Here is a 20,223-nt window from a genome sequence, read left to right as displayed (position 1 = left end):
CTGAACAACTACGACACGCCGGCTTCGCCCTGAGGCGCGGCGCCTGGCCCGGGCGCGTCAGCCACGGCTGGCCTCCCGCCCGCGCCGCTTAAATCACGTAGTTCTTGTAGCGCTCGATGTACTCGCGGGCGCTGGCATTCAATTCGCGCACGCAGCGCTCGGCTTCGTCGGCGTCGCCGCGAACCATCGCGTCCAGCAGGGCGCGGTATTGCTTGATTCCCATCTCTGAACGGCCCGGCAGCAACGCCACGCGACGCATCGACACGCGGGTGCGGTCGTAGATGCGTTCGATCATGTCGCTGAGCACGGGGTTGCCCGCCAGTTCTTTGACGTGATTGCGAAACTGTTCGATCGTGGCCACGTGGGCCTCGATGTCGCCGTTTTTCAGGCTTTGTTCGAAGGGCTCGCCCAGCAGGGCCTGCATGGCCTCCCAATCGGCAGGCGTGGCATTGGCGATCGCCAGCCGCACGGCCAAGCCGTCCAGCGCTTCGCGCACTTGATAAAGCCGATACGTGGTTTCCATATCGACGAGGGCGACGACGGCGCCTTTATTGGGCACCCGTTCAACCAGCGCGCGGTCTTCCAGCGTGGCCAGCACTTCACGCGCTTTGGCGCGCGGGATGTCGTAGGCCTGGGCCAGATCCTCTTCGGGCACGCGGGTGCCCGGCAGCAAAGCCTGCGAGGCAATGCGTTCCCGCAGGTCGCGGATGACCTCGTGGGTCGAGGCCGCCTTGCGCTGTTCTGTCGTGGCGGCGTCAGAGGGGGGATTGGCGCGTTTAGTGGGCATGTAGGCACCTGGATTGAGTCGCGGGAAGCATAGCATTATTTTGAACTCAAGATTGTGCACAATCAAGAATGCTAAATTGTAAATTGTCGTTGACACAATAAAACGCACAAGAATATAGTGACTTCACTTCGTCGGCTTACCCACGCATCCAAGGAGCCCAGGGCAATGAAAGACGCCGTGCAGTCATCTCAACTTCCTGGCCCGCAGTGCCAGGCTTACCTGGGGCGGCGCAATGCCGCCGTGGCGGCGGGCGTGGCCAACGGCCCGCCGGTATTTGCGGAACGTGCGGCGGGCGCGACGCTGATCGACCTGGATGGCAATGCCTTCATCGATTTCGCCGGTGGCATCGGCACCCTGAACGTGGGGCACGCCCATCCCGAGGTGGTTGCGGCGGTGCAGGCACAGGCCGAACGCTATCTGCACACCTGCTTCAACATCGTCATGTACCCGGGCTATATCGAATTGGCCGAAGCGCTGATCGATCTAGTGCCCGGCAACTGGCCCAAGAAGGCCATGCTGCAGACGACGGGCGCGGAAGCCGTGGAAAACGCGATCAAGGTGGCGCGGCGCGCGACGGGCCGGCAAGCGGTGGTGGCATTCGAAAGCGCCTTTCATGGGCGCACCTACATGGCGCTGTCCCTGACGGCCAAGGCGCCGGCCTATAAAAGCGGGTTTGGCCCCTTTGCCCCGGAGGTGTACCGTGCGCCGTTCCCCGTGCGGTACCGCTCGGGCTTGAGCGAGGCGGAATGCGCCCAGGCGGCGTTCGATGCGTTCCGCAGGCTGGTCGAAACCGAGATCACGCCCGAGCAACTGGCGGCCGTGATCATCGAACCGATCCAGGGCGAAGGCGGCTTCCATGACGCGCCGCCGGCCTTCCTGCAAGCGCTGCGGGCGTACTGCACGCAGCACGGCATCGTGCTGATTGCCGACGAGATCCAGTCGGGCTTTTGCCGCACCGGCGAATGGTTCGCCACCGGGCATGCCGGCATCGAGGCCGATCTTTACACCTTGGCCAAGTCCATGGGGGGCGGGCTGCCCATTGCCGCGCTAGTGGGTCGCGCCGACCTGATGGACGCGCCCAAAGTGGGCGGATTGGGCGGTACCTATGGTGGCAATCCGCTGGCCTGCGCCGCGGCGTTGGCGACGATTGCGGTCATGCGGCGCGAAGACTATCCGGCCCGAGCCCGCGACGTGGGCGCGCGGGTGCGTGAACGCTTTGCGGCGTGGGCCTCGCGCTTCGGCATTGTGGGCGACGTGCGCGGGCTGGGCGCCATGGTGGCGTTCGAAGTGGTCCGGGACAAGACGGGGCACGAGGCGGCCGGCGACCTGGCCGCACAGATCGTGCAGGCGGCCTATCAAGGCGGGCTGATCCTGGTGAAAGCGGGCTTTCACGGCAACGTCATCCGGTTTCTGGCGCCCCTGTGCATTACGGACGACGAGCTCGCCCGCGGGCTGGACATTCTTGAGCGCGCGGTCGCAGAGGCCCAGCAAGCGGCTGATGACCACGCGCGACACGCGGCATAAAGGGGGTTGGCATGCACACGTTGTTGAAACTGAAGAACGCCCGCAAAGTGGTCAGCCAACTGGGCGCCGCCCGGCCCGGGATGGAAGTGCTGGTGCTGTACGACCTGTACACCGGCCACAATGTCGAGCCCTTGGCCATCGCCGTGGACGAAGCGGGCGCGGGCTTGAACCTGTTGCAGATCGCGGGGTCCGCACGGCATGGACGTCAATTGTCCCCCGTGGTCGCCCAGGCCATGCAGGCCGCGGACCTGGTGATCGCGCTGACCCGCGCCAATGCCGCGCATACGGATGCGCGCCAGCAAGCGACCCGCGCTGGCGTCGGCGTGATCGTCCTGCCGGAATCGCATCAGCCTGACTTCTTCTTGGCCGAAGGTTGGGAGGCCGATTTCGATGCCTTGCGTCCGCAGGTCGAAGGCCTGGCGGACGCCTTGACGCGGGCGGACACGGCGCGGGTGACGACCGAACTGGGCACCGACGTCACGATGAGCATTGCCGGGCGCCGGGGCCGGGCGCTGCACGGGTTTGCGAATACGACGGACATTTCGGCGGGGTATTGCCTGGAGTCCAGCCTGGCGCCGGTGGAAGGAACGGCCGAGGGCGTGATCGTGGTGAACGCCAGCATTCCCGGCGTGTCGCTGATCCGCGACGAGCCGGTGCGCATCCATATCGAGAAGGGGATGGCGGTGGCGATCGAAGGGGGCGAAGTGGCCCGCCAGTTCCGCGACCTGCTGGCCAGCTTCAACGATCCGCTGGTCTACAACCTGGGTGAACTGGGTGTAGGCATGAACCCGCGCTGCCAACTGGACGGCACGATGCTGTCGGATGAATCCGTCTACGGCTCGATCCAGCTGGCGCTGGGCACCAGCGCCTATATCGGTGGCACGGTCAAGGCGGCGGCGCATTACGACACCATCGTCACGGACGCCACGCTGACGCTGGACGGCCGGGTAGTGCTGCAAGGCACCGACCTTCGGCTGGAGGAAGCGGCATGAGCATCGACCTGAGCCGCGAACCGGACGGCGTGGTAACCGTGCTGATGAACCGCCCGGCCAAGCGCAACGCCTTCACGCTGGACATGTACCGGGAATTCGGCCGCCTCATGGGTGAGCTGGACGCCGATGACGGGGTGCGCTGCGTCGTGCTGCGCGGCGCGGGCGGCGCGTTTTGCGCGGGCAGCGACATCGCGGGCTTTGGCGACGAGCGCGACGGCGCGGCGCAAGCGGCGGACTATGCCGCCTTCACGCTGTCGATGACGGACAGGCTGAAGCACCTGCGCCACCCGACGGTGGCCTGCATTGAAGGCGTATGCGTGGGCGGCGGGCTGGAACTGGCGGCCTTGTGCGACATCCGGATCGCCGGACGGAGCAGCCGGTACGGGATCCCCGTCAACCGGATCGGCCTGACTGTCGACCACCAGGAACTGGCGGACCTGATCGCGGTGATCGGCGCCACCCGGGCGCTGGAGATCCTGCTGGAGGGCCATGTCTTCGGCGCTGACGAGGCCATGTCCAAAGGCCTGTTGAGCCGGGTCGTGGACGATGGACAGGTGCTTGAACACGCTTATGCCACGGCCCGTCGCATTGCCGCTGCCGCGCCGCTGGTGAACCGCTGGCACAAGCGTTTCGCCGCCCAGCTACGCGCCGGTCGGCCGCTGACCGATGCCGAGCGCCGCGAGGCCTACGCGTGCTTTGGCACCGAAGATTACCGGCACGGCCGCGAGGCGTTCGCGCAGAAGCAGGTTCCCGCATTCACCGGCCGCTGAACGGCCACCGAACCAAGACGGATCCGACATGACTCAAGCTGCATCCCCCCTGGCCGGCATCAAGATCCTGGATCTGTCCCAGATCATGGCCGGCCCGTATTGCACGATGGTGCTGGCCGACCTGGGCGCCGAGGTCATCAAGGTCGAGAAGACCGGCGCGGGCGACGATTCCCGCGAGATGGGGCCCTATGTGAACGGGGAGTCCACGTGCTTCGCGCAGATCAACCGCAACAAGCAGGGCATCGCGCTGAACTTGAAGGACCCCGAGGCGCGTGAGGTGCTGTACGACCTGGCGCGCTGGGCCGACGTGGTGGTCGAGAACTACCGGGTCGGCGTGACCCGGTCGCTGGGCGTGGATTATGAGACGCTTTCGGGGATCAATCCGCGCCTGGTGTATTGCTCGATTTCCGGTTACGGCCAATCCGGGCCTTACGCGGGCAAGGGCGGTTTCGACCTGGTGGCGCAGGGCATGAGCGGCATCATGAGCATGACCGGCGAGGCCGGGGGTAGGCCATTGAAGTCCGGCATCGCCATCTACGACGTGGGCGCCGGGCTGACGGCGGTCTACGCCATCCTGGCCGCCTGCATCCACCAGATGAAGACGGGCGAAGGCCAGCACATCGACATCGCGCTGGCGGAATGTGGCCTGCCGTGGTTCGTGTGGGAGGCCGCCGCCTACTTCGCCGACGGCACGGTGCCGGAAGGTACGGGCAGCCGGCACCGGGTGTCCGCGCCGTATCAGGCGTTCGGCACCCGCATGGGCTTCATCATGATCGGGGCCGCCAACCAGCGCACCTGGGAGCGCCTGTGCACCGACGTGCTGGAGCGCCCCGAACTGGTTACCGATCCGCGCTTCGTGACCAACTCCGACCGACTGGCGCATATCGCCGAGCTGGAGCCCATCCTTGAAGCCGAGTTCGCCCGCGCCGATGCCGCGGAATGGATCGCGCGTTGCGAACGGGCCTCGGTGCCGTGCGGGCCGATCAATGATTTCGGACAGGCCATGCAAGACCCTCACTATCTGGCGCGCGGCATGGTGCAGGAGCTGGACCATCCCGTGCTGGGCACGATGAAGACCATCGGCATCCCCACCAAATTCTCGCGGACGCCGGGCGCCTTGCGCACGGCGGCGCCGCTGATGGGCCAGCACACCGACGACGTGCTGCGGCGCTTCGGCGTATCCGATGACCGGATCGCGGGCATGCGCGCCCGGGGGGTGATCGCGTAGACCGTACACCCGCAGCAGGCAGTACCGAAGTTGCATCCAAGCCACAAGGGGACGCCGGCGTCGCGCACGCCGGCGGCTATTCGAAGTTGAACAACGATGTTCACGCCGCAAGGAACCTTCATGACGCAGCCCACTCATTTTTCCCGACGCGATTTCCTCGCGGCCAGCGCCGCGCTTGCCGCCTCCGGCGCGGTGCCCGGCCTGGCCTGGGCGCAGGCCCAGGCAGCGCCGCCATTCCGGCTGGGCGCGCTCAATTCCATCACCGGGGTCGGCGGGCCATACGGGCCCGCCATGCTGGAGGCCATCAAGATCGCCATTGCGGAAGTCAACGCAGCGGGCGGCGCGGCGGGCAGGCAGATACAGCTGTACGCCGAAGACGACCAGACCAAGCCCGATGCGGCGGTACTGGCCGTGAAAAAACTGATCGAGATCAACAAGGTTGAAGCGGTGGTGGGCATCTGGCCGTCGTCGGTCGGGCTGGCCGCCATGCCGATCACCAACGCGGCGGGCCTCATCACGATGAACACTTGCGGCGCGCCCGAGATGCTGACCGAGAACAAGCAGGGGCTCGCCTGGATGTACCAGGCGTCCAACGCCGTGTTCGGCCGCGCGTTCGCCGAAGTGGCACGCCAGCGCGGCTTCAAGCGGCCGGCGGTGATGGCGTTCAACAATTCCACCTTCGTCGGGCAGGCCAATTATTTCCGGGACGCCTGGCGGGAGAAGGGCGGCGACGTCAGTGCGTTCACCGTCTACGAGCCGAACCAGACCACCTACCGCACCGAACTGAACAAGGTGCTGGCGTCCAAGCCCGATGTGATTTCACTGAGCGCCTACCGGCCCGACGCCACCATCATCCTCAAGGAATGGTTCCAGACCGGCCAGGACTGCAAATTCATCATGCCGGGCTGGACCGCCAATGAAGACTTGGTCAAGGCATTGGGCAAAGAGGCGACCGAGGGCATCATTTCGATCTCGAATGTGGCCGCGCACGAACATGCGGCATACAAACGCTTTGCCGCCGAGTTCCGCAAGCGCACCAAGCGCGAGCCGGACATCTTCGCGTCCCAGTCCTATGACATGGTGATCACGCTGGCGCTGGCCATCGAGGCCGCAGGCGCCACGGCGGACGTGGCGGCCATCAACGGCAAGATCCGTGCGGTAACGGCGGAAGGCGGCGGCGAGAAAGTCAGCGGCTTCGCGCAGGGGCAGGCCCTGTTACGCGCCGGCAAGCCGGTGGACTACGACGGCGCCTCATCGCGTCTGGACTTCGGCAAGCAGGGCGAGACCGTGCCCGATTTCGGGGTGTTCGACATCCGTGACGGCAAGCTGGTGCTTAACGAAGTCATCGCCGGCAAGGTCTGACGGCCAATCCAAGGGGAACATAAGATGGATGCAATCACCGTCATCAACGCCGGGATCAACGGCGTTGTGATCGGGATGCTGCTGGCGTTGCCGGCACTGGCGATTACGCTGGTGTTCGGCATTGCCCGCTTTCCCAACGCCGCCAGCGGCGACTACATGACGTTAGGGGCCTACGCCGCCGTTTTCACCCAGGCGCTGGCCGGCGGATCCATGCTGGCGGGCGGCGTGGCCGCTATCGTGGCGACGACCGCCGTCAGCCTTTTCTTCTATGCCTGGGTGTTCCGGCCGCTGGAGTCCCGCTCGAACGTGTCGCGCCTGATCGCCTCTATCGGCGTCGCGTTCGCGTTGCGCAGCACGATCACGTTTTTTGCCGGGCAAGACCAATACACCTTCGATCTTCCGCTGACGCGGGCGTGGAACTTCGGGGGCGTGCGCATTCTGCCGACCGACCTCTACATCGTGGGCATCGCGGTGGGAGCGCTGGCGCTGGTCTTCGCCCTGATGCACATGACGCCGACGGGCCGGCGCATGCGGGCGGTGGCCGACAACCCCGAACTGGCGGCAGCCAGCGGCATTCGCGGGCGGCGCGTCATGGTCACGCTGTGGAGCATTGCCGGGGCCTACTGCGGCCTGGGCGGCGTGCTGCTGGGCATCAAGGCGGTGGTGATTCCCGAGCTGGGCTGGGAACTGCTGATGCCTATGTTCGCGGCGGTGATCCTGGGCGGCATCGGCAATCCCTTGGGCGCCATTGCCGGGATCATGGTGTTCAGCATTGCGCAGGAAGTCGCCAGCCTGGTGGTGGGGCCGGCCTACAAGATCGTCTTTGCGTTCGCGGTGCTGCTGTGCGTGCTGCTGCTGCGTCCCCAGGGTATTTTCGGCCGGCCGATGGCGGCGAGGTGACATCATGGAAGCCTATCTGATTGCAATCGCCATCGGTATCCTGATCTACATGCTGCTGGCCTTCGGCCTGTCGCTGCATTACGGGTTTACCGGACTGATCAACTTCGGCCACGTCGGTTTCTTCGCCATCGGTGCGTATACGTCGGCGTTGTTGTCGCTGAAAGGCGTGCCGGTGCCGGTATCCATGGCGGCGGCCGCTGCGTTCGCCGCGCTGGCGGCCTATCCGCTGGGCATGATCGCGTTGCGGCTGGGCAGCGACTACCTGGCCATCGTGACCTTGGGGTTCTCGGAATCCGTACGCATGGTCTTGCAGACCGAGGAGTGGCTGACGCGCGGCATGCATGGCCTGCCCGGCATCCCGCGCCTGTTCGCCGGCTGGGCGTCGCCGCAGACCGTGGACCTGTGGATCATGTTGTTGCTGCTGGCGGTCAACGCCGGCGCGCTGCTGCTGATCCACCTGGTGATCCGCAGCCCCTTCGGCCGCGTTATCGAGGCGGTGCGCGACAACGAGGTTGCCGTGCGCGCGCTCGGCAAGGACCCGGCCAAGTTCAAGACGCGTTCGCTGATGCTGGGGGCGGGGCTGGCGGGGCTGGCGGGCGCGTTCCAGGCGCACTACCTGACGTTCATCAGCCCCGAGCAGTTCGTGCCGCTGATCACTTTCTACATCTGGATCGCCATCATCCTGGGTGGGGTCGGTCGCCTGAGCGGCGTTGTGGCCGGGACCGTGCTGCTGGTCGGCTTCCTGGAAGGGTCGCGCTTCGTGCGCGACTTCGTCGGGGGCATTTCCGAGGTGCAGATGGCCAGCGTGCGCATCGGCATCATCGGCATCGCGCTCATCTGCGTGGTGCTGTACCGGCCGCAAGGCCTGTTCGGCAACACCTCGACTCGCAGGAGAAAGGCATGACGCTACTTTCGATCAAAGGGCTGAGCGCCAGCTTCGGCGGCTTTAAGGCGCTGGACGACGTTTCGGTGGAAGTCCGCAAGGGCGAACTGGTCGGGGTGATCGGCACCAACGGCGCGGGCAAGAGCACGCTGTTCTCGGTCGTTACCGGGTACATCCCCCCAACCTCCGGGTGCGTGCGCTTCGCGGACGAGGACATCACCGGGGTGGCCGTGCATCAACGCGTGCGCCGCGGCCTGGCGCGCACGTTCCAGGTGCCGCGCGAATTCAGCCAGCTGACCGTCTTTGACAACATGATGGCTGCCGCGCCCGACCAGCGCGGCGAAAAGCTGGCGGCGCTGGTCTTTGCGCGACGCGAGGTGGCCCGAGAAGAGGCGCGCAACGCCGAGCGCGTGCATGAGCTGCTGGCGTTCCTGAACTTGTCGCGGGTGGCGGACGAGCCGGCCGGCAAGCTGTCGGGCGGGCAGAAAAAGCTGCTGGAGCTCGGCCGGCTGCTGATGCTGGAGCCGCGCTGCATTCTGCTGGACGAGCCGTTTGCCGGCGTCAATCCGGTGCTGATCGAAGAGTTGTCGGCGCGCATCGTCGAATTGAACCAGCGCGGTCTGACGGTGGCGATCATCGAGCACAACCTGGACGAACTGGCGCGGATCGTGCCGCGCATGTATGTGATGGACCGGGGGCGAGTGATCGCCGAAGGCGCGCCGGATGGCGTGCTGGCCAACGAACGCGTGCGCGAAGCCTATATGGGAGGGGTGATATGAGTCTGCTCGTCATGCAAGGCCTGTCCGGCGGCTATGCCGAGGTGGATATCGTCAGCGGCATCGACATGACGGTGGACGCCAATGAGATCGTCACCATCGCCGGCACCAACGGCGCGGGCAAGTCCACGCTGGTCAAGGCAGTGATGGGGCTTTTGCCGCGTATCGCGGGGACGATGGCGTTCGATGGCCGCGACCTGCTGACGCTGCCCGTGGAGGAACGCGTGCGCATCGGCATCTCGTACGTGCCCCAGGTGCGCAACGTGTTCGGCGCGTTGACCGTGCTGGAGAACCTGCAGGTGGTGGAGCACGTGCAGGGGCGCGAGCAGCGCATCCGGGACATGTTCGAGCTGTTCCCGGCTCTTGCGGGACGCCGCAAGACGCATGCTGAAAACCTGTCCGGCGGCGAACGCCAGCAGTTGGCGTTTGCGCGGGCGCTGATGTCGTCGCCCCGGCTCATGGTGCTGGACGAGCCGTCGGCCGCTTTGTCGCCGGCGCTGACCGAGCAGGTGTTTGCCGAGGTGCGCCGCTTGCCGCAGATCGGCGTGGCCGTGTTGATGGTCGAGCAGCGTGCCCGCCAGGCGCTGGCCTTCAGCGACCGGGGATACATCCTGGACTCGGGGCGGATCGTGCTGACCGACACCGGGCAGGCGCTGCTGGCCAATCAGCACATGAGCGATCTGTACATCGGGCGGGGCGGCCATTCGTCCAATGCCCGCCCGGCGGTTTGAGGCGGCACCGTCCTCGTCCGCATCCTTCATCGACATTCTGGAGCCGTATCTTGCCTGCTACCGACACGATTGATCGCCCGGCGTCCCCCGTACGCCGCCCCGCGCCCAGCGCCACCGCCGCCTTGACCGCCACCGAGGGGCTGGCGGCGCTGGAGCAGGGCCGACTGACCTGCGAGGCCTGGGCCCGGGCCTGCCTGGAGCGCATCGAGGAACGCAACGCCGGCGTCAAGGCCTGGGTGCAGGTCGACGCCGACCGCGCGCTGGCGCGCGCACGGCAATGGGATCGCCATGGCCGGCGGCAATTGCTGGACGGGGTGCCGCTGGGCATCAAGGACACCATCGACACCGCCGACATGCCGACGGAACTGGGCGACCCGGAGATTTTTCCCGGGCGTCAGCCCGATGCGGATGCGCCGGTCGTGACGCAGGCGCATGCGCTGGGCTTTAACGTATTGGGCAAGAACACGGTGTCGCGGCACGCCATCATGCTGCCCGGGCCCGCTCGCAACCCGCACGACCTGAGCCGCACGCCCGCCGCATCCTCTGCGGGCTCGGCCGCCGCCGTCGCCGACTTCATGACGCCGCTCTCCATCGGCACGCAGACTGCGGGGTCCATCCTGCGGCCGTCCGCCTTTTGCGGCGCGGTGGGGTTCAAGCCCACGCTGGATGCGATCCCCTACGTCGGCATCCGGCGGTATTCGCGCGTCCTGGACGTGATCGGCCCGATCTCCCGCAGTGTGGACGACGCGGCGCTGTTCATGCGCGCCTTCACGGGCGACCCGCGCTACGATCCGCGCCTGCCCGTGCGCAGCGACTTTCGGGCAGGCGTGTGGCGGCCCAAGGACTGGGCTGATACCGAGCCGTGCATGCGCGAGCGCTTCGAGGCAAACCTGCTGGCCTTGTCCGCCGCTGGCGTGACGGTGACGGAACTGGCCATGCCGGCGGCGTTCGACACGATGGGCGAGGCGCAGGACGTGATCATGGCCTATGACCTGGCGCGCGAGTACGCGGCGCTAAAGCGCGACCACGCGGCATTGTGCGATCCGGGGCTGATCGACTACCTGACGATGGGCGAGGGGCTGTCGGCCGCCGATTACGCCGGCGCGCTTGACGCGGCGGAAGCCTGCCGCCGCGCCTTCTACGACGTGGCGCGCGACGTCGACACGGTCGTCATGCCGTCCACGCTGGGCGAAGCCCCGCTTGCCAGCAGCACCGGTAGTTCGGCGTTCATCCGGATCTGGTCGCTGCTGCACAATCCGTCCATCACGTTGCCGGTGGCGCGCGGGCCCAACGGCCTGCCGCTGGGCTTCCAGATGGTGGGCTTCGTCAAGGAAGACGCCCGGCTGCTGTATTGGGCCCGTTGCGCCGAACGCATCCTGGGGTCGACCGCCCATCAGGCTTGAGGGCAGATCCCGGCTGCAGCGGATACCAGTCCGAAGCGGTTCGCCGGCAATTTCGGACTGTTTGGCGCCTTGCGGCGCCATTTTTTTGCCCAGGAATTCGGGGTTTTCCCTGTTGTTTCTCAATATTCGGGAATCGAAAGCAAGGATATAGCCGGAAATTGATAATCTGAGCGCTCATCGCTTGGAGCTATATCTTGATGTCGGAACCCTCGGTAGGGGCGGGCGCAGACCGTGTCCTTTATGTGTTGGCCACGTTGGCCCGGCACGATGGCACGCTGACGATCGCAGCGTTGGCCGAGAAGACCGGCCTGGCCCAAAGCACGCTGTACCGGCAGGTGGCGTTGCTCAAGCGCTGGGGATTCGTGGCCGAGCACGAAGGCGAATACGGACCGGGGCCGCTGTGCGTCCAACTGGCCTGGGGCTTTGACCAGTCGTCTTTCCTGATTCACGAGGCGCAACCCGACATGGCCGCGCTGGCCGCGGCGTCCGGTGAAACCATCGGCCTGCTGGTGGCCGTCAAGGACCAGGCCGTCTGTCTGGACATGGTGGAAAGCCAGCACCCGCTGCGCTGTTCCTTCACCAAGGGCCGGGGCTTGCCGCTGGCGCGCGGCGCTTCCGCGAAATCCCTGCTGGCCTTCATGCCGCAAGCCCGCTTGCAGGCCGCGCTGGCCTATCTGGCTGCCGAAGCCGGCGTGGACGCGGCCCGTCTGGCCGACGAACTGGAATCGATCCGGGCCCAAGGCTACGCCGTGACCGATAGCGAAGTCGACGCCGGCGTATGGGGCGTCAGCGTGCCCATCTTCCAGCGTCCCAACCAGGCCGTGGCCTCCATCACCTTGATGGCGCCGTCCACCCGGGCCGCCCAGCGTCCCCGGGCGCTGATCGACCTGACCGTCGGCGCCGCCCGCCGCATTTCCGACCGCCTGAAGGTGCACTGACCCGCCGTGCTCCGGCTTGCCCCGCCAGTTTGAATTCCACGCTGTACCGCAACCATCGCCGTACCCATCCGCCGTATTCATCGCCGTACCCCTTTCCCATAGGACTGACCATGACCACTCGCCGCACATTGCTGACCGCCGCCCTGACGCTGGGCCTGGCCTGGAGCGCCGGCCCCGCGCACGCCCAGGAAACCATCCGCGCCGTCACTGACGCCACCTTCCCGCCGATGGAGTTTGTCAAAGACGGCAAGCGCACCGGTTTCGACATCGAGCTGGTCGAAGCGCTGGCAGGCGCCATGGGCAAGAAAGTCGAGTGGATCGACATCGACTTCAAGGGCCTGATTCCCGCCCTGCAGGCCGGCCGCGCCGACATCGCCGTGTCCGCCATCTACATCACGCCCGAGCGCAGCAAGGTCGTGGACTTCACCGACCCGTACTACGCGGGCGGGCTGGTGGTGCTGACCAAGACGGACAGCCCCATCAAGACGCTGAAGGACCTGGACGGCCGCAAGGTGTCGGTGCAGGTCGGCACGAAGTCGGTCAACTACCTGAAGGACCACTTCCCGGCCGTGCAGCGCGTGGAAGTCGAAAAGAACCAGGAAATGTTCAACCTGGTGCAGATCGGCCGCGCCGACGCCGCCGTGACGGGCAAGCCTGCCGCCAAGCTGTTCGCGCAAAGCACCACGGGCCTGACGGTGCTGAACGACCAGGTGACCACCGAGGACTACGGCATCGCCGTGCCCAAGAACAAGCCTGAACTGACGCGCGAGCTGAACGCGGCGCTGCAGAAGTTGAAGAGCGACGGCAGCTATCAGGCCATCGTGACCAAGTGGTTCGAGGCGCCCGCGAAATGAACCTGGATTTTTCTCCCGTCTTCGCCGACTTCGACGCGCTACTGCGCGGCGCGGTGGTCACCGTCGAGGTGACCGCCGGCGCCTTGCTGCTGGGTTGCGTCATCGGCCTGCTGGTCGGCGTCGGCCGGCTCAACCCGCAGCGCCGGGTTATCTACCACCTGTGCAGCACGTACCTGCTGTTCTTTCGCGGCACCCCGTTGCTGGTGCAGCTGTTCATCTGGTTCTTCGGTCTGCCGCAGTTCGGCGTGACGCTGCCGGCGTTCGCCTGCGGCGTGCTGGGCCTGGGCATGTATTCCGGCGCCTACGTGTCGGAAATCGTGCGGGGCGCGATCCAGTCGGTCGACCGCGGTCAGACGGAAGCGGCGCGTTCGTTGGGCATGTCGTCCGGCCAAGCCATGCGCATCATCATCCTGCCACAGGCGGTGGTGCGCATGATCCCGCCGCTGGGCAATGAGTTCATCGCGCTGATCAAGAATTCCGCGCTGGTGTCGTTGTTGACCATTCACGATCTGATGCATGAAGGGCAGAAGATCATCAGCGTGTCGTATCGCTCGCTGGAAACCTATCTGGTGGTGGCATTGATCTATCTGGTCCTGACGACCGCCGCCATGGTGATTTTGCGCAAGGTGGAACAACGCCTGCGCGCCGGAGGGATGGTGCAATGAACCAGTTCGGCAATCCGCAGGAAATGATCCGCATCCGCGGCCTGCACAAGTCTTACGGCGACCACGCCGTGCTGCGGGGCATCGATTTCGACGTGCTGCCTTCGCAGGTGGTGGTCGTGATCGGTCCCAGCGGTTCGGGTAAAAGCACCTTGCTGCGCTGCTGCAACGGCTTGGAAGTGGCGCAGGCCGGCACCGTGGACATCTGCGGCCAGACCTTGCTCGACCACGGCCAGCTGCTGCCGGAGGCGCAACTGAACCAGTTGCGCATGCAGGTGGGCATGGTCTTCCAGGGCTTCAACCTGTTTCCCCACCTGTCGGTGCTGGAGAACGTGACGGTCGGTCCGCGCAAGCTGCGCGGGATGGGCCGCGACGAGGCCAATGCACTGGCGGAAGACTTGCTGCGCAAGGTCGGCCTGTCGCAGAAGACGGCCGCCATGCCGGCCAGCCTGTCGGGCGGGCAGAAGCAGCGCGTGGCGATCGCCCGGGCGCTGGCCATGCAGCCCAAGGTCATGTTGTTCGATGAACCCACGTCGGCGCTGGACCCGGAGCTGGTGGGCGAAGTGCTGCAGGTGATGAAGCTGCTGGCCCGCGAAGGCATGACGATGATGGTCGTGACGCACGAAATGGGCTTCGCCCGCGACGTGGCCGACGTCGTGGCCGTGATGGACGGCGGGGTGATCCTGGAATCCGGTCCGCCTGAGGTGATCTTCAGCCAGCCGCGCGAACCGCGTACCCGGGAATTCCTCCAAGCCGTGCTGAGCGCAGGGCAGGGGGCGGCGGCATGACTTCCCCGCAATTGGATAAAAGCGTGTGGAAGGCGCGGGACGATAGCGCCGAGCAAGGCGACACGCGCCGCCTGGCGCATATCGTCGAGGCCGCCGCGGGGCAGGTCGAAAAGGGCGAGCCCGTGCTGTTGGGGTTTGCCTGCGACGCCGGGGTGGCGCGTAACCAGGGGCGTGTCGGCGCGGCCGAAGGGCCGGCCGGCATCCGCAAGTTCCTGGCGGGTCTGCCTGCCCATGGCTTGACGCGACTGCTGGACGCGGGCGACGTGGCGTGCGTCGGCGACCAGCTGGAAGACGCCCAGGAACGCCTGGGCCTGCGTGTGGCGGAACTGTTGGGGCAGGGCGCCCGCCCGCTGGTGCTGGGCGGCGGCCACGAGATCGCCTGGGGCAGCTTCCAGGGCCTGGCGCGCTGGTTGGAAGCCCGTGGCGATACGGACCCCGTGCTGGTGCTGAATCTGGACGCGCACTTTGACTTGCGCACGGGCCGTCCGGGCAGTTCGGGCACGCCGTTCGACCAGATCACCCGCTACTGCGAAACGCGCGGCCAGGCGCTGCAATACGCCTGCCTGGGCGTGTCGCGGCTGGCCAATACGCCCGCGCTGTACGCCCGGGCGGCCGAGGTCGGCGCGGTCTGGGTCGAAGACCACGACATGCAGGAACGCCATCTGGAAGCCCGCCTGGCCAACGTGGACGCCTTGCTGGCGCGCGCGCGCCATGTCTACCTGACGATCGACCTGGACGTGCTGCCTGCGGCGGTCATGCCCGGGGTGTCGGCCCCGGCGCCTTATGGGGTGCCGATGTCCGTGATCGAGGAAATTGTGCTGCGGGTGAAAGCCAGCGGCAAGCTCCGGCTGGCCGATATGGCGGAGTACAGCCCGCGCTTCGACGTGGACGGGCACGGCGCCCGCGCGGCGGCCCGGTTGGCTTGGCAACTGCTGTCGGCCTGAAGGCGGATGCGGGGATCAAGGGGCGGCTTCCTCAGGGAGGTCGCCCCTTTTTGCGTGCCGGCGCGGGTGGCCCCGCGTCGGCGAAGCGGCGGCCGGGCAAGCTGGACGCTTGCGGAACGGGAGCTTAGGATAGGGGCAGTTCCAAGACCGGGCGTGTGACCCGTAAGGTATCCGCAACAGCTATATGTCCCTATTTAATATATTTTAAATTTAAATGGGGACGCTATAACTTTCGTGGATAAAATGGCGCAACTTTGTCAGGAGATCATGCTCATGTCTCAAACTCCCACCCATGCCTTGCCGTCTTATCTGAATGCCGATGACCTCGGCCCCTGGGGTAATTACCTGCAACAAGTCGACCGGGTCACCCCGTACCTCGGCACGCTGAGCCGGTGGGTCGAGACCCTGAAGCGCCCGAAGCGCGCGCTGATCGTCGATGTGCCGATCGAACTGGACAATGGCACGATCGCCCACTTCGAGGGCTATCGCGTGCAGCACAACGTGTCGCGCGGCCCGGGCAAGGGCGGCGTGCGTTTCCACCAGGATGTGACCCTGTCTGAAGTGATGGCGCTGGCCGCCTGGATGTCGGTCAAGAACGCGGCGGTGAACCTGCCCTACGGCGGCGCCAAGGGCGGCATCCGTGTCGATCCGCGCAACCTGTCGCAATCCGAACTCGAGCGCATGACGCGCCGCTACACCAGCGAAATCGGTGTGATCGTGGGTCCGTCCAAAGACATCCCCGCGCCTGACGTGGGCACCAACGCCCAGACCATGGCCTGGATGATGGACACCTATTCCATGAACGAAGGCGCGACCGCCACCGGTGTGGTCACCGGCAAGCCGATCGCGCTGGGCGGCAGCCTGGGCCGTGTCGAAGCGACCGGCCGCGGCGTGTTCGTCGTGGCGTGCGAAGCCGCCCGCGACCTGAATATCGACGTCTCGAAGTCGCGCGTGGTCGTGCAGGGCTTCGGCAACGTGGGCGGCACCGCCGCCCGCCTGTTCCATGAAGCCGGCGCGAAGGTCATCGCCGCGCAGGACCATACCGGCACGGTGCACAACCCCGAAGGGCTGGACGTCCACAAACTGCTGTCGCACGTGTCGCAACACGGCGGCGTGGGCGGCTTCTCGGGCGGCCAGGCTTTCGACAAGGACGAATTCTGGACGCTGGAAACCGAATTCCTGATCCCGGCTGCCCTGGAAAGCCAGATCACCGCCGAGAACGCGCCCAAGGTGCGCGCGAAGGTCGTGGTGGAAGGCGCCAACGGCCCGACCACCCCGGAAGCGGACGACATCCTGGCCGAACACGGCGTCTACGTGGTGCCGGACGTGCTGGCCAACGCCGGCGGCGTGACAGTGTCCTATTTTGAATGGGTGCAGGACTTCTCCAGCTTCTTCTGGAGCGAAGAAGAGATCAACCAGCGCCTGGAACGCATCATGCGCGAAGCCTACGGCTCCGTGTCGCAAGTGGCCAAGGAACACAAGGTCACGTTGCGCACTGCCGCGTTCATCGTGGCTTGCACCCGGATCCTGCAAGCGCGCCAAGTGCGCGGCCTGTATCCTTGATGACTGAATCGGCGAGGCGTTCTTGAACGACTCGTCGAGGAGGTAGAGGGAGACAAAAACAGAAATCGCCCCGAAAGGGGCGATTTCCATTTCAGGAGATACGCATGACGCAACACTTGCCGTCCACGACACTTGCCGTGGATCCCGCCTGGATCGACGCCTACGGCCATCTGAACGCCGCCCACTATGTCGGCATCTTCGACCGGGTGGGATTCGAATTGCTCAGCCAGGTGGGTGTCGGGTTGGACTATACCGAGGCCACGCGCTGCGGCATCTATACGATGAACGTCCACGTGGCCTACCTGCGCGAAGTGCTGGAGGGGGATCCCCTGACGCTGCAGGTGCGCCTGCTTGAGTCCGACAACAAGCGGCTGCTCTGCCTGATGGAGCTGACGCAGACGCGCGACGGCTATCTGGCGGCCACGATGGAGCAGTTGTCGTTGCACGTCGACCTGAACACGCGGCGCGCCACGCCGTTCCCGGACGCGCTGGCAGCGCGGCTGGCGCGCACGGTGGCAGAACACGCCGAACATCCCCTGCCCAAAGGCTATCGGCGGCTGCTGCCGCTGCAGGGGGCTCGCTAAGCATCCGGCCCCGGTGCGCACGTCCTACCGCGCGGCGTGCCGGCATCCGCGCCGAATGTTGCTTGTTAACACACCCCGATGACAGCCTTGCGGCCGCGCCATACACTGGCCCCAGGTGTGGAGCTGAGACTACAAGTTGGCCTTTTTTTCGAGATCTTGGACGGGTTTTCCTTGCGTCTAGAAAACTGACACATTGCGTCCCTAGAATTCGTTCCTGCCATGCGCCGTACGCCGTTTGCCATGCAAACCCAGCCACCTGCGCATGTATGTTCAATCAAAGGGATTACGCAATGAAAAAGACTCTGCTCGTCACCGCGCTGTTCGCCGCCCTGTCCGGCGTGGCCCAAGCCGAAACCTCGGTGACGCTGTACGGCCTGATCGATACTGGTATCGGCTTCCAGCAAATCAAGGGCAATAACGATTACAAAGAATCGAAGTTCGGCATGGTCAATGGCGTGTCGAGTGGTTCGCGTTGGGGCCTGCGCGGCGCCGAAGACCTGGGCGATGGCCTGAGCGCCGTGTTCACGCTGGAAAGCGGCTTCAACTCGGGCGACGGCAAGTCGGGCCAAAGCAGCCGCCTGTTCGGCCGCCAAGCCACTGTCGGCCTGAAGAGCGATTCCTGGGGCCTGCTGGAATTCGGCCGCCAGACCAACATCGCCTCGAAGTATCTGGCCGCGATCGATCCGTTCGCCGGTAGCTACGGCCAGGCCAACGTCGGCGTGGCCTTCAGCGCCGCCAATACGGTCCGCCACGACAACATGGTGCAGTACTCGACCCCGTCGTTCAGCGGCTTCCAGTTCGGCGTCGGCTATTCGTTCAACGCGTCCGACACGACTACCGCGCAAACCGGCTTCAAGACCGCCGACAACACGCGCGCCATCACGACCGGCCTGCGCTACGTCAACGGCCCGGTGAACGTTGCGTTGACCTACGACCAGCTGAACCTTGCCAACCAGATGAACAACGACGCGACGCCCAAGTCGTGGACGATCGCCGGCGCGTACGACTTCGAAGTCGTGAAGCTGGCGTTGGGCTTCGGCCAGACGCGCGACGGCTGGTTCACCGGCCAAAGCGTCAGCGCGTTCGGCAGCGATGCCGGCAACCCCGCCGCTGGCAGCTTCGGTTCGAACGTCGGCGTGTCGGGCTTCAAGGCCAATTCGTACCTGGTCGGCCTGACCGTGCCGCTGGGCGCCAGCAGCATCCTGGCATCGTGGCAGCGTGCTGACCCCAACGGCAACCCGCTGACGGCCGGCAACGATTCGACGATGAACGTCTACAGCATCGGCTACACGTACAACCTGTCCAAGCGCACCAACCTGTACGCGCTGGGCTCGTACGCCACCGATTTCGCGTTTGTCGACGGCGTCAAGAGCACCGTCGGTATCGTGGGTGTCCGTCACCGCTTCTAAGCGCCTGACGTGAGCCGGCGGCGGGCGCACACGTGGCGCGCCGCCGGCTCCTTCAGGCCGCGGTTGCATTGAGCGGACTGGGCGTCTTACCCGGCCACAGACGCGAAAAAAGCGGCCACCTCCCTAGCTCCACTCTCAGTCCGCTCACCCGAACCCCGGTCTCGAAGAGACCTTGCGCGCCGCGGCGCGTGCAAAAGGCCGGCAACAGGCAGATGCCTGTTGCCGGCCTTCGCGTATTGGGGTGCAAACCGTTGCGCCCGACGGCTTGCTTGCGGCTCGCCGCAACCGGTATTGGCTACGACTTCGGCAGCAACTCCGGTTTGAAGATGCCGCGCAGGTCCGCGTACGGGATGCTGAGCTCGGGCTCGCCATGCGAGTACGGCGCAATCGAATAGGCGTCGTACTTCACGACGATGCCGTCGCGCGTCAGCGCGAAGTTGTCGCTTTCCTGGAAGGGCCACATCTTGCTGTAGGCCGCGGGGTCCCGCTTGGCGTCCGGATTTGCCGTCAGCCACTTGGCGTGGGCGCGCTGCAGCGCCGCCACGTATTCGGCGCGACGGCCAGGGATCAGCGCTTCGTCCAGGCTCATGACGCGGTCTCGGCTGCGTTCCCAGTTCAGATACTGCGTGGCGGGGATGCCGTGCGCGGCGCCCGTCAGGAACTGCTCGGTGTGCAGTTCGATCGACACGATGTCGCCCACGGTGTCCTTGACGTTGGCCTTGAAATAGGTGGCGTCGCGCGGACGGGCCGTGGACCAGAAATATTGCGTGTACTCCGACAGCGTGTTGTACGGGCCGCGGCGGTTGGCGTCGGTGCCGGTCATGTAGGCCAGCACGTGATCCACCAGCGCCGTCAGCTTGGGGATGCCGGGAAACGCCACGCTATCGATTTCAATGCGCGGGCAATCTCCCTCGCAGCCGGGCTTGTTCGAGGCCCACTTGATGTGTTCGGTGGACAGGTCCCCTACCTTCTCCGGCATGGAGGAGGAGGGGCTGGCCAGGGTGATGTTCGCCGGCGGCGCACTGCCGCAGCCGGCAAGCGCCAACAGGGCAGCGCCCAGGATCAGACCGCTTATCGCGCCTTGCGGCGTGAACGTGCGACGCATTGAACTACCTCCACAAAATC

Annotated in this window: 20 protein-coding genes; 18 read left to right on the top strand and 2 right to left on the bottom strand. The window is 65.8% G+C overall.

The annotated features are described in order from the left end of the window. Window positions 1–88: 88 nt before the first annotated feature. Complete coding sequence (locus AC27VE_RS18960; protein WP_006223400.1) at window positions 89–787, bottom strand: GntR family transcriptional regulator; 699 nt, start codon at window positions 785–787, stop codon at window positions 89–91. A gap of 165 nt (window positions 788–952) precedes the next feature. Here AC27VE_RS18960 and gabT point away from each other — a divergent pair, with 165 nt between their 5' ends. The 18 genes from gabT to AC27VE_RS18870 all read left to right on the top strand — a co-directional run bounded on the left by gabT (window position 953) and on the right by AC27VE_RS18870 (window position 19,098). Next, a complete protein-coding gene (gene gabT, locus AC27VE_RS18955) occupies window positions 953–2,311 on the top strand; it encodes a 4-aminobutyrate--2-oxoglutarate transaminase (protein ID WP_488704692.1) in 1,359 nt (452 codons plus the stop codon). An 11-nt stretch (window positions 2,312–2,322) separates the two neighbouring features. Then, window positions 2,323–3,303: an aminopeptidase gene (locus AC27VE_RS18950; RefSeq protein WP_488704691.1), complete on the top strand. Its 981-nt coding sequence runs from the start codon at window positions 2,323–2,325 to the stop codon at window positions 3,301–3,303. Next, on the top strand, window positions 3,300–4,073 hold the full coding sequence (locus AC27VE_RS18945) for an enoyl-CoA hydratase/isomerase family protein (RefSeq protein ID WP_488704690.1): 774 nt from the start codon (window positions 3,300–3,302) through the stop codon (window positions 4,071–4,073). The genes AC27VE_RS18950 and AC27VE_RS18945 overlap by 4 nt, the downstream gene beginning before the upstream one ends. 28 nt (window positions 4,074–4,101) lie before the next feature. Next, window positions 4,102–5,301 (top strand): CaiB/BaiF CoA transferase family protein, encoded by a 1,200-nt coding sequence (locus tag AC27VE_RS18940; RefSeq protein ID WP_488704689.1) that lies wholly within the window; start codon window positions 4,102–4,104, stop codon window positions 5,299–5,301. 120 nt (window positions 5,302–5,421) lie between these two features. After that, window positions 5,422–6,663 carry an ABC transporter substrate-binding protein gene (locus AC27VE_RS18935; protein ID WP_488704688.1) on the top strand — a complete coding sequence of 414 codons (1,242 nt, stop codon included), beginning with the start codon at window positions 5,422–5,424 and terminating at the stop codon, window positions 6,661–6,663. A gap of 24 nt (window positions 6,664–6,687) precedes the next feature. After that, window positions 6,688–7,563: a branched-chain amino acid ABC transporter permease gene (locus AC27VE_RS18930; RefSeq protein WP_488704687.1), complete on the top strand. Its 876-nt coding sequence runs from the start codon at window positions 6,688–6,690 to the stop codon at window positions 7,561–7,563. 4 nt (window positions 7,564–7,567) lie between these two features. Continuing rightward, the gene (locus AC27VE_RS18925) at window positions 7,568–8,467 is read left to right on the top strand and encodes a branched-chain amino acid ABC transporter permease (RefSeq protein ID WP_006223392.1); all 900 of its coding nucleotides are present in this window, start codon (window positions 7,568–7,570) and stop codon (window positions 8,465–8,467) included. Continuing rightward, window positions 8,464–9,225: an ABC transporter ATP-binding protein gene (locus tag AC27VE_RS18920; RefSeq protein WP_006223391.1), complete on the top strand. Its 762-nt coding sequence runs from the start codon at window positions 8,464–8,466 to the stop codon at window positions 9,223–9,225. The genes AC27VE_RS18925 and AC27VE_RS18920 overlap by 4 nt, the downstream gene beginning before the upstream one ends. Beyond that, a complete protein-coding gene (locus tag AC27VE_RS18915; protein WP_488704686.1) occupies window positions 9,222–9,953 on the top strand; it encodes an ABC transporter ATP-binding protein in 732 nt (243 codons plus the stop codon). The genes AC27VE_RS18920 and AC27VE_RS18915 overlap by 4 nt, the downstream gene beginning before the upstream one ends. A 50-nt stretch (window positions 9,954–10,003) precedes the next feature. After that, on the top strand, window positions 10,004–11,356 hold the full coding sequence (locus AC27VE_RS18910; protein WP_488704685.1) for an amidase: 1,353 nt from the start codon (window positions 10,004–10,006) through the stop codon (window positions 11,354–11,356). A 197-nt stretch (window positions 11,357–11,553) separates the two neighbouring features. After that, window positions 11,554–12,294 carry an IclR family transcriptional regulator gene (locus AC27VE_RS18905; RefSeq protein WP_006223387.1) on the top strand — a complete coding sequence of 247 codons (741 nt, stop codon included), beginning with the start codon at window positions 11,554–11,556 and terminating at the stop codon, window positions 12,292–12,294. A 110-nt stretch (window positions 12,295–12,404) separates the two neighbouring features. Continuing rightward, a complete protein-coding gene (locus AC27VE_RS18900; RefSeq protein WP_006223386.1) occupies window positions 12,405–13,148 on the top strand; it encodes a transporter substrate-binding domain-containing protein in 744 nt (247 codons plus the stop codon). Continuing rightward, window positions 13,145–13,813, top strand: coding sequence for an amino acid ABC transporter permease (locus AC27VE_RS18895; RefSeq protein WP_006223385.1), 669 nt, complete (start codon window positions 13,145–13,147; stop codon window positions 13,811–13,813). The genes AC27VE_RS18900 and AC27VE_RS18895 overlap by 4 nt, the downstream gene beginning before the upstream one ends. Beyond that, window positions 13,810–14,598: an amino acid ABC transporter ATP-binding protein gene (locus AC27VE_RS18890; protein ID WP_006223384.1), complete on the top strand. Its 789-nt coding sequence runs from the start codon at window positions 13,810–13,812 to the stop codon at window positions 14,596–14,598. Before AC27VE_RS18895 ends, AC27VE_RS18890 begins: the two co-directional genes overlap by 4 nt. After that, window positions 14,595–15,542 carry a formimidoylglutamase gene (gene hutG, locus AC27VE_RS18885; RefSeq protein ID WP_488704684.1) on the top strand — a complete coding sequence of 316 codons (948 nt, stop codon included), beginning with the start codon at window positions 14,595–14,597 and terminating at the stop codon, window positions 15,540–15,542. The genes AC27VE_RS18890 and hutG overlap by 4 nt, the downstream gene beginning before the upstream one ends. 273 nt (window positions 15,543–15,815) lie before the next feature. Beyond that, window positions 15,816–17,105, top strand: a complete 1,290-nt coding sequence (locus tag AC27VE_RS18880) for a Glu/Leu/Phe/Val family dehydrogenase (protein ID WP_006223382.1) — start codon at window positions 15,816–15,818, stop codon at window positions 17,103–17,105. A 104-nt stretch (window positions 17,106–17,209) separates the two neighbouring features. Beyond that, window positions 17,210–17,689, top strand: coding sequence for a thioesterase family protein (locus tag AC27VE_RS18875; RefSeq protein WP_427957045.1), 480 nt, complete (start codon window positions 17,210–17,212; stop codon window positions 17,687–17,689). Window positions 17,690–17,979: 290 nt separating this feature from the next. Next, window positions 17,980–19,098: a porin gene (locus AC27VE_RS18870; protein WP_488704683.1), complete on the top strand. Its 1,119-nt coding sequence runs from the start codon at window positions 17,980–17,982 to the stop codon at window positions 19,096–19,098. 295 nt (window positions 19,099–19,393) lie between these two features. Here the strand turns inward: AC27VE_RS18870 and AC27VE_RS18865 are convergent, their stop codons facing one another. Next, a complete protein-coding gene (locus AC27VE_RS18865; protein WP_488704682.1) occupies window positions 19,394–20,203 on the bottom strand; it encodes an RsiV family protein in 810 nt (269 codons plus the stop codon). Between the last annotated feature and the right edge of the window lie 20 nt (window positions 20,204–20,223).

It is taken from the genome of Achromobacter sp. 18P8.1.1 (assembly GCF_057799415.1).
This window is presented reverse-complemented; position numbering and strand designations above follow the sequence as displayed.

Bases quoted from the DNA above. Each gene is read 5' to 3' on its own strand.
- AC27VE_RS18870 (WP_488704683.1), top strand. From the start codon at position 17,980: ATGAAAAAGACTCTGCTCGTCACCGCGCTGTTCGCCGCCCTGTCCGGC.
- AC27VE_RS18865 (WP_488704682.1), bottom strand. From the start codon at position 20,203: ATGCGTCGCACGTTCACGCCGCAAGGCGCGATAAGCGGTCTGATCCTG.
- AC27VE_RS18890 (WP_006223384.1), top strand. From the start codon at position 13,810: ATGAACCAGTTCGGCAATCCGCAGGAAATGATCCGCATCCGCGGCCTG.
- gabT (WP_488704692.1), top strand. From the start codon at position 953: ATGAAAGACGCCGTGCAGTCATCTCAACTTCCTGGCCCGCAGTGCCAG.
- AC27VE_RS18875 (WP_427957045.1), top strand. From the start codon at position 17,210: ATGACGCAACACTTGCCGTCCACGACACTTGCCGTGGATCCCGCCTGG.
- AC27VE_RS18895 (WP_006223385.1), top strand. From the start codon at position 13,145: ATGAACCTGGATTTTTCTCCCGTCTTCGCCGACTTCGACGCGCTACTG.
- AC27VE_RS18905 (WP_006223387.1), top strand. From the start codon at position 11,554: ATGTCGGAACCCTCGGTAGGGGCGGGCGCAGACCGTGTCCTTTATGTG.
- AC27VE_RS18945 (WP_488704690.1), top strand. From the start codon at position 3,300: ATGAGCATCGACCTGAGCCGCGAACCGGACGGCGTGGTAACCGTGCTG.
- hutG (WP_488704684.1), top strand. From the start codon at position 14,595: ATGACTTCCCCGCAATTGGATAAAAGCGTGTGGAAGGCGCGGGACGAT.
- AC27VE_RS18920 (WP_006223391.1), top strand. From the start codon at position 8,464: ATGACGCTACTTTCGATCAAAGGGCTGAGCGCCAGCTTCGGCGGCTTT.
- AC27VE_RS18880 (WP_006223382.1), top strand. From the start codon at position 15,816: ATGTCTCAAACTCCCACCCATGCCTTGCCGTCTTATCTGAATGCCGAT.
- AC27VE_RS18925 (WP_006223392.1), top strand. From the start codon at position 7,568: ATGGAAGCCTATCTGATTGCAATCGCCATCGGTATCCTGATCTACATG.
- AC27VE_RS18960 (WP_006223400.1), bottom strand. From the start codon at position 787: ATGCCCACTAAACGCGCCAATCCCCCCTCTGACGCCGCCACGACAGAA.
- AC27VE_RS18940 (WP_488704689.1), top strand. From the start codon at position 4,102: ATGACTCAAGCTGCATCCCCCCTGGCCGGCATCAAGATCCTGGATCTG.
- AC27VE_RS18950 (WP_488704691.1), top strand. From the start codon at position 2,323: ATGCACACGTTGTTGAAACTGAAGAACGCCCGCAAAGTGGTCAGCCAA.
- AC27VE_RS18900 (WP_006223386.1), top strand. From the start codon at position 12,405: ATGACCACTCGCCGCACATTGCTGACCGCCGCCCTGACGCTGGGCCTG.
- AC27VE_RS18935 (WP_488704688.1), top strand. From the start codon at position 5,422: ATGACGCAGCCCACTCATTTTTCCCGACGCGATTTCCTCGCGGCCAGC.
- AC27VE_RS18930 (WP_488704687.1), top strand. From the start codon at position 6,688: ATGGATGCAATCACCGTCATCAACGCCGGGATCAACGGCGTTGTGATC.
- AC27VE_RS18915 (WP_488704686.1), top strand. From the start codon at position 9,222: ATGAGTCTGCTCGTCATGCAAGGCCTGTCCGGCGGCTATGCCGAGGTG.